This window comes from Sphingomonas palmae (genome assembly GCF_900109565.1).
GTDB classification, from domain to species: domain Bacteria; phylum Pseudomonadota; class Alphaproteobacteria; order Sphingomonadales; family Sphingomonadaceae; genus Sphingomonas; species Sphingomonas palmae.
This window is the reverse complement of record NZ_FNZZ01000002.1, coordinates 667989-681087: the sequence shown is the minus strand read 5'-3', so window position 1 is coordinate 681087 and position 13099 is coordinate 667989. Positions and strand designations below refer to the sequence as shown.

General features: G+C 67.0%; 10 protein-coding genes and 1 pseudogene. 6 read left to right on the top strand and 5 right to left on the bottom strand.

The window, feature by feature from the left end; translation table 11 throughout:
• Positions 1-401: 401 nt before the first annotated feature.
• The 4 genes from BMW51_RS07760 to BMW51_RS07745 form a co-directional block, all read right to left on the bottom strand.
• Positions 402-1646 carry a dicarboxylate/amino acid:cation symporter gene (locus BMW51_RS07760; protein ID WP_093005005.1) on the bottom strand — a complete coding sequence of 415 codons (1245 nt, stop codon included), beginning with the start codon at positions 1644-1646 and terminating at the stop codon, positions 402-404.
• Positions 1643-2680 (bottom strand): LLM class flavin-dependent oxidoreductase, encoded by a 1038-nt coding sequence (locus tag BMW51_RS07755; protein ID WP_093005002.1) that lies wholly within the window; start codon positions 2678-2680, stop codon positions 1643-1645. Before BMW51_RS07755 ends, BMW51_RS07760 begins: the two co-directional genes overlap by 4 nt.
• Positions 2677-3591 carry an ATP-grasp domain-containing protein gene (locus BMW51_RS07750; protein ID WP_093004999.1) on the bottom strand — a complete coding sequence of 305 codons (915 nt, stop codon included), beginning with the start codon at positions 3589-3591 and terminating at the stop codon, positions 2677-2679. Before BMW51_RS07750 ends, BMW51_RS07755 begins: the two co-directional genes overlap by 4 nt.
• A gap of 183 nt (positions 3592-3774) precedes the next feature.
• Positions 3775-5046, bottom strand: coding sequence for an FAD/NAD(P)-binding protein (locus tag BMW51_RS07745; RefSeq protein ID WP_342723607.1), 1272 nt, complete (start codon positions 5044-5046; stop codon positions 3775-3777).
• A 215-nt stretch (positions 5047-5261) separates the two neighbouring features.
• On the opposite strand from BMW51_RS07745, the gene epsC reads away from it, so the two are divergent.
• From epsC to BMW51_RS07720, 5 genes are all read left to right on the top strand, one after another.
• Positions 5262-6218 (top strand): serine O-acetyltransferase EpsC, encoded by a 957-nt coding sequence (gene epsC / locus BMW51_RS07740; protein WP_093004997.1) that lies wholly within the window; start codon positions 5262-5264, stop codon positions 6216-6218.
• Positions 6215-7003, top strand: coding sequence for a gamma-glutamyl-gamma-aminobutyrate hydrolase family protein (locus BMW51_RS07735; protein WP_177171574.1), 789 nt, complete (start codon positions 6215-6217; stop codon positions 7001-7003). Before epsC ends, BMW51_RS07735 begins: the two co-directional genes overlap by 4 nt.
• 20 nt (positions 7004-7023) lie before the next feature.
• Entirely contained in the window at positions 7024-7236 is a 213-nt protein-coding gene (locus BMW51_RS07730; RefSeq protein ID WP_143051831.1) for a hypothetical protein, read from the top strand.
• Between the two features lie 192 nt (positions 7237-7428).
• Entirely contained in the window at positions 7429-9909 is a 2481-nt protein-coding gene (locus BMW51_RS07725) for a TonB-dependent receptor plug domain-containing protein (RefSeq protein ID WP_093004993.1), read from the top strand.
• 115 nt (positions 9910-10024) lie between these two features.
• Complete coding sequence (locus tag BMW51_RS07720; RefSeq protein WP_093004991.1) at positions 10025-11311, top strand: dicarboxylate/amino acid:cation symporter; 1287 nt, start codon at positions 10025-10027, stop codon at positions 11309-11311.
• A gap of 252 nt (positions 11312-11563) precedes the next feature.
• Here the strand turns inward: BMW51_RS07720 and BMW51_RS07715 are convergent.
• A pseudogene (locus BMW51_RS07715) lies at positions 11564-12277 on the bottom strand (chromate transporter); the annotation flags it as partial.
• Between the two features lie 22 nt (positions 12278-12299).
• On the opposite strand from BMW51_RS07715, the gene BMW51_RS07710 reads away from it, so the two are divergent.
• A complete protein-coding gene (locus tag BMW51_RS07710) occupies positions 12300-13016 on the top strand; it encodes a GMC family oxidoreductase (RefSeq protein ID WP_245708335.1) in 717 nt (238 codons plus the stop codon).
• Positions 13017-13099 lie beyond the last annotated feature (83 nt).

Sequence of the window (13099 nt, the reverse complement as noted above, 5' to 3'; positions counted from 1 at the left end):
ATGCAGCACGATCTGCAACTGCGTGCGGCTGCGCGCGTGATCTACGACGCCTGCTATCCGACCGAGGATTGGGCGCCGGTCGGCTTCGACGAGGCTGAGCGATACGCGACCGTGCACTACAGGCAGGCAGTCGGCGCAGCCCGGCAAGCCCGCGCGGTTCTGACCGAAACGCGGTGAACAGATGGCCGAGCGTCCATCTCTGAGATGAACGATCGTCCTGTATCAGGAAGCGGAAATTCCGTCCTGAAAGGCAGATTGTGGGTCAGTACTTCATCGAACGGCTGACCAGCATGTGTCACAACCGGCAGCCTTTGACCAAAGAACAATGTTCATTTCTGACCGGGATCACCCCGACCACCAGGCCGCTTTCTTTGACATAGCGCCATGCCGCGTGTCGCGCGTCAGACGGACACGCCCGATGCATCACGATCGTGTTCGGTCAGCACGGTCGTGACGGCCACGTCAGCTGTAACGTTCGCTGCTGTCGCGAACATGTCGGGGATGGTGTCCACTGCCAGGAACAACGGCAACAGTTCGATCGGCACGCCCACCGCGAGCGCAACTGGGGCGTAGGCGGCGAAGAAGCTGATCTGGTTCGGTAGGCCAGCGATGACCAAGTTGTTGAGCACCGCCAGCATCGCCACGACGACCAATTGGCCTAGCTCGAGATCGATGCCGTTCAACCGCGCGAGCGCCAGCGTGACGAGCGTGATCGCGCACGGCGCACTGATGCGGAACAATGCCACCGCGAGCGGCAGGATCGTGCCCGCCGTGCGCTCGGGCAGCCCGAGCGTGCGCACCGCCTGAAGCATCGCGGGCAGTGAGGCGAGTGAGGATTGTGTGCTGAACGCGACCGTTTGCGCCGGCAATATCGCGCGCAGGAACACGCGCACCGGCGTGCGCGAGGCGATTGCGACCAGCAGCACGAAGACGGCCAGCAGTGTCACGCCCGCGACCACGCGTGCGACGACGTACCAGGCGAGCAGCGCGCCGACTGCGAACCCGCTGCGCGCGGCGACGTCGAACGACAGCGCAAAGACGCCGATCGGCGCGGCGAGCAGGACCCAGCCGATGATCACCAGCAGCGGGTCAAGCAGGTTTCTGAATGCATTCGTCACAACTGCGGCCCGGTCGGGCTCGATCCGGCGCAGCGCGAGCGCGAAGATCAGCGCGAAGATGACGACCGGCACGATCGCACCCGCGGCGGCCGAGGCGATCGGGTTGACCGGCACCAGCGCGCGCAGCGTGTCGGCGAGCGGGGGCAGATCAGGCAGCTTCGCAGCCCCGATCGTGACTCCCGACAAATTGGACACGTGCCAGCCGCTAAACATCGCCGAGCCGAGCGCGACGCCGAACAAAGCCGAGCCGAACAGGAACATGACGAAGGCGCCGATTGCGCGTCGCGCCAGTCCGCCGGCAGGTGCTGCGTCACCGCCCATGCCGCCTTCACTGCCCAGCCCGGTGACCACCAGCGCGAAGACCAGCGGGATGATCGGCATCCTGAGCGCGTCGAGCCACAGCCCGCCGACCGCCTGCGCCGCCGGCAGAACGGCGGTGCGCGGCCCCGCGAGGTAGCCTGCAGCGAGTCCCGCGATCAGCGCGGCCAGGATACGCGCGGCCGGCGGAATCCTCTGCGCAACCCTCACGCGGGTTCCGGCACCGCCGTCGGCACGGCCATGACCTGGGCGGCGAACCGCTCCATTTCCTCCTCCTGCGGGCTCATTTGCAGCAGCAGCAGGTCGAGCCCTGCAGCCTCATATTCGGCGATCCGCTCCTTCAACTGTTCGGGCGTGCCGACGAGGTTAGGGCGCAGGCCGCGGTTCGAGACCGAATATTCCTGCAGCTTCAGTTCGCGCTCCAGCTGCGTCCCCGACAGCCATTGATCGAAATTGGCGTAGCCCGCGGGCAGTTCGGTGACGGTGGTGATCCGCTCCAACTCTCGCTTCGCCTCGGCCTCGCTGTCGCGGACGATCGCGTAGGCGGCCATGCCGAAGGTCATCGGCGTGCCGCCCGCCGCGGCGCGGCGCGCGCGCATGTCGTCGATCTTGGGTGCGATTGCCACCACCGGATCGCCGTGCATGACATAGGCGTCGCACTGCGCCGCGATCATCGTCTTCGCGGCGTCACTCTCCCCCCCGGCGTAGATGATCGGTCGGCTCTTCGGCTTGGGCGAGCAGATCGCATCCTGCGTCGTGTAGAAGCGGCCCTGGTAGCTGAAGCGATCCTCGCGCCACAGGCCATCGACCACGTCCAGCCACTCGGCGGTGCGCGCGTAGCGATCGTCGTGCTGGTCGAACTGCAATCCGTATTGCCGCGCCTCGTCCGCCCACCAGCTCGACACGACATTGAGCGACAGGCGCCCGCCCGCGATCCGGTCGATGTTCGCCGCGGCCTTCGCGAACAACGCGGGGTGGTGGAAGTTCGGGCGTACCGCGACCATCAGCTCCAGCCGCTCGGTCACTGCCGCAAGCGCAGCGGCGGTCGACCACGCGTCGAGCGCGGGCTGCTCCACGCCCTTGATGTCGTTCAGGTTCAGCTCGGCAATCAGCGTCAGGTCATAGCCCCAGCGCTCGGACGATTGCGCCAGCCGTCTGGCGTAATCCCACGTCGCCTCCATGCCTTCGTCGGAAACGTTGCGCAGCCAGCCGCCGAAGACGGGCATCCAGTAACCGTATCTCACGCGCGTGCCTCCGCAATGCGTTGTTCGAGCCAGTCGACCAGCCGCTCGTGCGGATCCCAGCCCAGCACGGTGAGCGGATCGGCGACAAAGTTGGAGAGCGCGTTGACGTCGTAGAAACGCGGCGTCCCGTCGCGGTCGTCGATCAGCACCTCGACCCCGCCGACGTCGATCCCCGCGGCGGCGACGATCGCCTCCGCGCCCGCGATCAACGCCGGGGCAGGCTCGACCGCCTTCATTGTGATCGTCGGACGACCGGGGAGTGCACACGCGTCCGCCGGGCACAGGTCGAAGCTGCCACCGCCGTCAACCTCCAGCGCGTAGAGGAAACGCCCCGCCAGCGTCTCGATCCGGGTGATCGTGCCGCCGCGCGCCGGCGCATATTCCTGCACCAGCAGCACACGGTCGATGCTGTCGGGCACCTGCCCGTCCGCGACCGCGGCGGCGAGCGCGGCGGGATCGTCGTAGCGCACGATGCCTGCGCCCGATCCGCCGATGTTCGCCTTGACCACGATCGGGAAGCGCAGCTCGCCCGCCGCCGCGACCAGGTCGGCGGCGCGGTGGACGACGCGCGTCGCCGGGATTGCCAGGCCGAGCCGTGCGATCAGCGACAATTGCCGTGCCTTTGAGGCATCGAGCGTCAGGGCGGCGGCGCCGTTCAGCACGGTTGCCCCTCGTGCCTCCCACTGCGCGAGTGCGGCCGCGGCGAAGAAGATCGGATGCTCGGGCGCGCGCAGGAAGCTCGACATGGCGATACGGTTGAAGATGACGCGCGCGGGCGGCGCGGTTGCGGCGGGATCGAAGGCGAGGCCGTTGGCGTGGATCGCGCGGTAATCGACGCCGCGACGGTCGAGCGCAGCGAACAGCGGCGCGAACCACTGCGGATGTTCGAACAGGATGGCGAGATCGGTCATGGCAACCACCGATTAAAGCACCTTGCAGCTGGTGGAGCGAAGTTTCGCTTTGCCGTCTGGCACGTCAGCTTGTCGGGCAGAGCTCGCCGGTCACAGGCCTTCGCCTGCGACCCAGTGGGCGTTCGACAGGTAGCGCGCGAGGTCCCACACCTGACGCCGGATGTCGGGCACCGCGGTGATCTCCTAGAACGCGCCTCGTGTCATCGGCCCGACGGCGAAGATGCTCTCGTTCGCTTGCCCGTCGAACGAGCGGACACGTGCCGTCGCGTCGACATCGATCCCAAGCCGCTCCGCGTCGGGACGTATGGTGCCGTTCGCGATCATGTCGCCCAGCAACGGTTCGTCCACCTGCGTCACGTCACCCTGCGGGCCGACGCAATTGATGATGCGCGACACATCCAGCGTGGTGGTGGTGGCCGTACCGCGTGCGCGCCACACGACGTTGAGCTTCTTGTCGGCGACCTTTGTGCGACAGATCTTGCCGGCGCGTACCTCCAGTCGGCCAGCCTCGATCAGGCACGCGATCCGATCGGCCACCCTGGGGGCAAGCCGGTGGCGGTGCACGTCCCACCACGGACGCAGATGGCGCAGAAAGCGCGCGCGGGTCGCGTCATCGGCACTCTGCCAGATCGCCTGCGTGAAGGGGCGCAGCTCGTCCACTGCGCTGCGCCAGCCGATGTCGGACGCGCGGTCGCGAACCGCGCGCAGCATTCGTGACAATGGCGGCGCCGGCCGCTCGCGTCGCCGTGCCGGGTGGGCGCCGCCCGAGGCATGGCGATGCGGCAGAAGTCCGCGGCGGGAAATCGCGATCATCCGGCCCTTGAACCCGGCGCTGTCGAGCTGCACCGCCACGTCGACCATCGTCAATCCGCTACCGATCAGCAGCAGTGTGTCAGCCTCGCTCAGGCCGTGCGCCAGATCGCCCAGCGTTGGTTGTATGCTCCAGGGATTGCGGATGAAGGCCGGATGGCCCGCGACCGGCTGCAGCGTGGCGGGGACGTGTGGCGGCAGGTTGCCGAGCGCCAGCACGACCGCATCGGTGTCAACGTGGTGACCATCCGACAAACGAACGCGGTGGCCGTCACCGCGCTCCTCCACGGCGAGAGCGTCCGCCGCGACGAGATCAAGCCGTCTGGGCGATGACGCCGCGGCGGTGTCGAGCAGATCGCGCAGATAGCCGCCGTAAAGACCGCGCGGGATGAAATCCGCGGCATCGAAGCCGTGGTCGTGGCTCGACAACCAGCGCACGAGATGGTCGGGCTGATCGGGAAAGGCGCTCATGTTCGCGGTGCGCACGTTCAGCAGGTGTTCCGTCTGGCGCGTTCCATAGGCGATGCCACGACCCAGCGCCGCTCGTTCGATCAGGGTCACACGCGGCCCGTCGTGTCGCAGCAGGTTGATCGCGAGCAACGTTCCCGAGAAGCCGCCGCCGATGATCGTCACATGCTTGATCAAGTAGTTGTCCTCGAAACGTCGAGCGGGGTTCGCCGCCACAGGAATGTCGCGGCCGGTCGATAGGTTGCCTTTGCGGCGGTCTAGCAATCGTTTTAACACCTACTGTAAAGCTGGGATATCCTGCTCGACAGGAGTTTACCGCTGCGCATGTCCTCGATCCTCCAGTCACCTGTCTTTTTACCGGTGCCTGTCCACCGGCCGGGTGGTGCTGGTCGATGAGCTTCGCAGCGCTTCCGCGCTCGGGCGGGCGATCGGCGATCGACACTGCGGTGACGGCACTTCGTTCCGTGCGTGACGAGGCGCGCCGTCGTTCGGCCCATCGGCCGGTCGGCGCATTCCCGTCCCGCCGCGGCGTGGCGGCGTTGATGGACCTGATCGCGTCCGCCTTGTTCCCGCGGCGGCTTGGCGGCTTCATCGGCGATGTGCGCGACGAGGATGGCTTCGTCGCGGCCAAGCTGATCGCGCTCGCCACCGAGCTGGAGCGCGAGGTCGCCGCCGAGCTGTCCTATTGGGAGGATGAGGCACGCGGAGCCGGGTTCGACGCCGATCAGCCGGCGACGATCGTGCGACTGTTCATGGCGGCCCTGGATGAAGTCCGTGCGCTGATCGACAGCGATGTCGCCGCGGCGTTCCTGGGCGATCCGGCGGCGCGCAGCGAGGACGAGATCCTGCTCTGCTATCCCGGTGCGATCGCAAGCCTGCATCACCGCGTCGCGCATCAGCTGTTTCAGCTCGGCGCGCCGATCGTGGCACGATTGATCTCCGAACTGGCCAATGAGCGGACGGGGATCGACATCCATCCCGGCGCGACGATCGGCCAAAGCTTCTTCATCGATCACGGCACCGGGGTCGTCATCGGCGAAACCGCGATCATCGGCGCGCGCGTGCGGCTCTACCAGCACGTCACGCTCGGCGCGCGCACGCCGCCGGGCGACGCGGCGCCGACCCCGCGCAGCCGCCACGCGCGTCACCCGATCGTCGAGGACGATGTGGTGATCTATGCCGGATCGACGATCTTGGGACGCGTTACGATCGGGGAGGGCGCGACGATCGGGGGCAACGTCTGGCTGCTGAGCGACGTGCCCGCGGGCAGCATCGTCTCGCAACCCGAGGCGCGCGTGCTCAATGCCGTTGGTGCGCAGGCGGTGCGTGAGCGGTTGGCGGAGCAATGAACGTGAGTGGAGCACGCAAGCCGCTGGTGGGGGTGCTGTGCTGCAACGAGGTGGCGCAGCGGCCGATCCAGGCGGTCGCCAGCCGCTTCGTCGCGCCGCTCGTCCATTATGCCGGCGCATGCGTGATGCTGGTGCCTGCGATCGTCGATGTGAGCGACGCGGGCGCGCTGAGCGATCACCTCGACGGTCTGCTGCTCACCGGCTCGCGCTCCAACGTCGCCGCGCATCGCTACGGCGGCGCGGTGGATGACGGCGTTCGCGACGACGATCGCGATGAAGTCGCGCTCACGCTCTCTTCACGGATGATCGAGGCGGGCAAGCCGGTGTTCGGTATCTGCCGCGGCTTGCAGGAGCTGAACGTCCTGTTCGGTGGCACATTGTCGCGCGAGCCGTGTCGCGAGCGTCACCTGCGTGGCGGCTGGGACGCGCGGCCCTATGCCGAGCTGTTCGACCATCATCACGACGTCGAACTGACGGCCGGCGGCCGGCTGGCACGCGAGACGGGTCGCCGTTCGGTCTCCGTCAATTCGGTCCACGAACAGGCAATCGACCGGTTGGGCCGCGACCTGTCGATCGAGGCGCGTGCGTCGGGCGACGCGGTGGTCGAGGCGGTCGCGGCGCGTCCTTGCGGCGCCGAGGTGCTGGCGGTGCAATGGCATCCCGAATGGGACGTCGAGGCGAACCCCGCCAACCGCGGTTTCTTTTCGCTGTTCGGCCAAGCGCTGCGCGACAGTGCCGCGATCCATCGCGGCGTTGCCGCAACACCTGCGTCATTCCCGCTTTGATCGTCACAAAGGAGGTAACCTTGAAGAAAATTGTCACCACGCTCGCGCTGTCGCTCGCACTCGGCATCGCCGCCTGCGGCAGGTCGGATGAAGCCACCAATACCGGTGCGGGCAGCGACATTGTGCTGAACGACGAAGACGCACTGACCGAGAACGACGCCGCGCTGGCGGCGGCCCCCATCGACAATGCGACCGTGACGAACGCCAACAGCTCCGTGGGCAATGCTTTCTGACGCCTTACACTCTTTCACCAACCCGCCAGGATGCTCCCTAGCACAACCTGAGGCTCGCCGGTGTGTCCGGCGAGCCACTCTGTTTTCCAGAAACGTGAGCCGGTCGGGCCAGCGCGGAACAGGCGGGCAGACCGTTTCTTGATGCTGAATAAGAACGCGTGGCCAAGCCACCAATCAAAAGGGGTGCCCTGCATGACATACCGCCCGCTCGCACTTGCCGGAGCGTCTGTCCTCGCGCTCGTCGCGCCGCTTGCCGATGCGCAGACGCCGACGCCGGGCACGCCTGCCGTCGCCGAACCCGCGCAGGCGGCACCCGCGGCCGACGCGGCGACCACTGCCGACGAGGGCAACGACATCATCGTGACCGGCACGCGCGCCGCCGGACGCACCCGGCTCGACAGCGTGTCGCCGGTCGATGTGCTGAGCGCGGCCAGCCTGCAACGCCAGGGCACGACCGAGGTCGCTGCCGCACTCGCGACGATCGCGCCGTCGATCGACTTTCCGCGTCCATCCGCCAACGACGCCACCGACGCGATCCGTCCGGCGACGCTGCGCGGCCTGTCGCCCGATCAGACGCTGGTGCTGATCAACGGCATCCGTGGGCACACCTCGGCCAATCTCAACACCAACGGCACCGTCGGGCGCGGATCGGCGGCGGTCGACCTCAACACCGTGCCGACGTTCGCGCTCGACCGGATCGAGGTGCTGCGCGACGGTGCGTCGGCGCAATACGGCTCGGACGCGATCGCGGGGGTCATCAACCTGCGCCTGCGCGAGGCGCGCTCCGGCGGCGGCGCGCAGGTCAATTACGGCTTCTACGACACGCAGGTCGATACCGCGCGCAACAGCCGCCACGTGACGGGCGAGAACAGTGTCACCGTGTCGGCGTGGCAGGGCATCGGGTTCGGCGACGACGGCTTCGTCACGCTGACCGGCGAGTATCTGAAGCGGCAGCCGACCAATCGCGCCGATCTCGACACCCGCGTTTCCCCCGCGCGCGTGACCGGTCGCTACGGCGATCCGGAGGTCGAGCAATATACCGGCTTCGTCAATGCGGGCACCTCGCTGACCGACAATCTCAGCCTGTACGCATTCGGCGGATACCAGGAACGCGACACGCGCAGTGCGGCATTCCCGCGCGTCAATCCCGCGGCGCAGACCACCGCGGCGGCGACGACGCGGCGCCAGCTCGCGCTCGCGGGCTACCCGGACGGGTTCCTGCCGCTCATCAACACCAAGACCAAGGACATCAACTCGGCAGCGGGCCTGCGCAGCACGCTCGGCGGTTTCGACCTCGACCTGTCGCTCAGCTACGGGCGCAACACGGTTGATTTCCGCACGCTCAACTCGGCCAATTACGCTTATGGCTCGGCCACCCCGCGCAACTTCTACGACGGTGAGGTCGCCTATGACCAATATGTCGCCGGCCTGGACGTCACGCGCAAGTTCGACGTGTTCCAGTCGCTGAACCTCGCAGTCGGCATCGAAGGGCGCCGCGAAGGATACAAGATCAGCGCGGGCGAGCGCGCGTCCTACGGTTATCCCGCGGGTGCGACCGACGCGGTCGCGGGCTCGGCGCCTGGTGCACAAGGATTTGGTGGCTTCGATCCCCGCAACGCGACGAAGCGCAGCCGCCGCAGCGGCAGCGTCTACGTCGACGTCGAGGCGCAGGTGACCGACAGGCTGTTGTTCGGCATTGCCGGCCGCGCCGAGGATTATTCCGATTTCGGCAGCACCGCGAACGGCAAGCTGTCCGCACGCTACGACGTCGCCGACTGGTTCGCGTTGCGCGGCACCGCGTCGACCGGCTTCCGGGCGCCCTCGCTCCAGCAGCAATATTTCACGCAGGTCGCCTCGGTGGTGACCAACGGCGTGCCCGTGCTGACGGGCACGGTGCCGTCGACCAGCGAGGTCGGACGCGCGCTCGGCGGTTTGCCGCTCGAACCCGAGAAGTCGACCAACCTGTCGCTCGGCACGGTGATCCGCGCCGGCGGGTTCGACCTGACGATCGACGCATATCGCATCCACATCCGCGATCAGATCGGTTTGTCGGAGAATATCGCCGGTGCCGGCAATCCGCAGGTGCAGGCGATCCTTGCCCAAACCAACACCGGGGTGGCCGCCGCGCGCTTCTTCATCAACGGGCTGGCGTCCACCACCAAGGGGATCGACGCGGTCGCGCATTATCGCTGGCGCACGACGGGCGCGGGTGCGTTCGATTTCACGGTCGCGGGCAACATCAACGACGTGAAGGTCACGCGCGTGCCCACCTCCACCGCGACACTCGACCCCGCGCCGACATTGTTCGCACGTAGCCGCATCCTGACGCTGGAGGATGGCACCCCGCAGCAGAAGGTGACGGGCACGATCGACTGGTCGCTCGACCAGATCGGCGCGCTCGCACGCGTGACCTATTACGGTGACGTCAACCAGCCGGGAACGACACCCGCTGCCGATGTCCGCACCGGCGACCGCGCGATCACCGATTTCGAGCTGCGCTATTCCGCCACCCGCGGTGCGCAGATCGGCCTGGGGGTGAGCAACCTGTTCGACGTTTATCCGCGACAAACCTCGATCGCGAACAACTCGACCGGCGTGCTGGGCTTCCCCTATTACTCGCCGTTCGGGTTCAACGGACGCTTCCTCTACGTTCGCGCCGGGCTGAACTGGTGACGGCGGACCGCATGGGGTCATCGCAGTCCACGGGGGTCGTTGGCCATTCATGGCTTTTGTTGCCGACACTATTGCTTGTTTGGCCCAGCCGGCGCGACCGCCCATCTGTTCGTTCATGAGCACTCACACGCCCAATCGCCTGCCGTCGTTCGGTGTGCAGGTCCTCGTCGGCATGGTCGCGGGCCTGGCACTCGGCCTGGTCGCGCGACAGACCGGCGGCGTCGACGGCGCGCTCGCGGTGACGCTCCACACGATCGGCACCATCTTCGTTCAGTTGCTGAAGGCACTGGTGCCGGCGTTGGTCTTCACCGCGATCGTCGGATCGATCGCGGCGCTGCGCGACCTGAACAACGCCGCGCGGCTGGTGACGCAGACGCTGTTGTGGTTCGCCATTACCTCACTGATCGCGGTCACGATCGGCATCACGCTCGGCCTCGTGATCGAGCCCGGTATCCGCGCCGACGTCAGCGCCGCCGCCGCCGAGATGCCGACGACGCGCGGATCGTGGCTCGACTTCCTGACCGGGCTCGTCCCCGCCAACATGCTGGGCCTGTCCGCCGCGTCGAGCGTCAAGGACGGCGCGGTGTCGACCACGCTTGGCTTCAACGTGCTGCAGATCATCGTCGCGGCGATCGCGATCGGCGCCGCTGCGGTGCGCGTCGGCGACGCGGGTGCGGCGTTCCTGGCGTTCAACACCTCCGCGCTCGCGGTCTTTCGCCGGTTGCTGCGCTGGATCATCGCGCTGACGCCGATCGGATCGGCCGCGCTGATCGGCGACGCGGTGGTGCGCTACGGATGGGACACGCTTTCGTCGCTCGGCGCGTTCGCGGGTGCGGTCTACCTCGGCCTCTTCCTTGTCCTGTTCGTCGTTTATCCTGCCCTGCTGCTGCTCCACGGGATCAGTCCAGCGTGGTTCTTCCGCCGCGCCTGGCCCGCGATCCAGCTCGGCTTCGTGTCGCGCTCCTCGGTCGGCACGCTGCCGCTGACCGAGGAGGTGACCGAGCGCGCGCTCGGCGTGCCGCGCTCCTATTCGGCATTCGCGGTGCCGCTCGGCTCTACGACCAAGATGGACGGCTGCGCGGCGATCTACCCCGCGGTGTCGGCGATCTTCGTCGCGCAATTCTTCAACGTCCCGCTTCACCTGAGCGACTATTTCCTGATCGCGTTCGTCTCGGTGCTGGGGTCGGCTGCTACCGCAGGGCTGACCGGCGCGGCGGTGATGCTGACGCTGACCTTGTCGACGCTGGGACTGCCGCTCGCCGGCGCCGGGCTGCTGCTGGCGATCGACCCGATCCTCGACATGGGGCGAACTGCGGTCAACGTCGCGGGGCAGACGCTGGTGCCGCTGATCGTCGCCAGACGGGAGCAGATCCTGCTGAGCCAGAGCGAGGCGTTGGCCTGACCTAGCCCCGTCTGATCAAACATCAGGTCACGCTCGCCTCCGACGCCAAGCCGGCGACGACATCGCCATTGAGCTCCACAAGCGGTTTGTTGCGGATATTCGCTGACATCACCAAGCTTAGGTTGCCGCGCGGCGACGGACTGGCAGGGCCTTACGCGAAAGCCGACCCCATTTGCGAGGCGGCAACCGCGGCGACACTAAGGCTCAGCGCTAGACGGCGATCAATCCCGTTGAAGGTTTTTTCTTCGTCCTTCACCGGATCGCTCCAAATCCAAAGATCGCCAGGCCCGCGGCCGACGTTGCCAGCAAGGTCGTAATCACCCCCGCCCGCGTCATAAAGATCGAATATGCGGCACCCAGCGACAGAACGAGGGCTGCCGGGTCGATGCTGGCCAATACCGGCGCATCGAAGCGGAACGGGCCCGCGGCCACCGATCTCGTCTTGCGGAACAGCGTGTGCAGCGCGAACCAGACAGCAAGGTTCAGGGCGACCCCTACGACAGCCGCGGTGATGGCGGATAGCGCGGCGGCGACCGCGGCATTACCGCGCAGTTGCTCGATGAATGGAGCGCCCAGGAAGATCCACAGGAAGCAGGGCACGAACGTCACCCAGGTGGCGAGCAGGCCGCCGAGTGTGCCGGCCGTCAGCGGCGACAGCCCGCCTGGATCGCGATAGGCGCCGAGGAAACCGACGAGTTGCAGGACCATGATCAACGGCCCAGGCGTCGTCTCTGCCATGCCGAGGCCGTCCAGCATCTCCTTCGGCTCTAGCCAGCCATAATTCTCGACCGCCTGCTGCGCGACATAGGCGAGTACGGCATAGGCTCCCCCGAACGTCACGATTGCCATCGTCGAGAAGAAGGTCGCGATATGGCTGAACACGTCATTGGGTCCGAGTGCGATCAGCAGCGCCGCCACGGGCAGCAACCAGAGGGCGAGCCAGACCAGTCCCGTGCGCACCGTCTCACCCCACTTCATCGCCAGCATGATGTTCCGGCTCAAGCCGAAGGTTCCGTCGATCAACGGGATGTCGCGCGGTATCCCGCTGGCAGGTCAGGTCGTCCGCTACCTGCTGCGACGTCGCGGTCTTCTTGCGTTGTCTGCCGCGCACGTCGCCGCGTTCACGAGATCGCGCCCCGGCCTCGCTTCTCCGGACCTGCAGTTCCACATCCTCCCCGCGACGATGGACCTGCAAGCGTTTGCGGCGCGTGGAGTGATGGAGCTGGAGCGTTCGCCGGGCCTGACCTTCGCCGTCTGTCAGCTACGTCCAGAGTCGCGAGGGGCGGTCGAAATCCGCTCGCCGGACGCGACCATCCCGCCCGGCATCCAACCCAATTATCTCGCGGATGCGCTGGACCGCGAGGTTCTGGTGTCGGGACTACGCCAGGCCCGTGACGTCGCGGCGGAGCCGGCACTCGCGCACTTGATCGAAAGCGAGCTGCTGCCGGGGCAAGCTGCGGCGAACGACGACGCCCTGCTCGACTACGCCCGAGCGGCGGGCGGCACGATCTACCATCCGGTCGGCACCTGCGCGATGGGGATCGGTCCGATAGCGGTCGTCGATCCATCGCTGCGTGTTCGCGGCGTTGAAGGACTGCGGGTGGTTGATGCGAGCATCATGCCGCGGATCACTTCAGGAAACACGAACGCACCCACGATCATGATCGCGGAGAAGGCTAGCGATATGATTCGAGCGAAAGCATAAAGGGCTTCGTCACACTACATGCACTTGTTGGTAGTCGGCGGCGGGTAGGGCAGCAGCATGCCTCGCGTTTGCGAGCTAGCTTC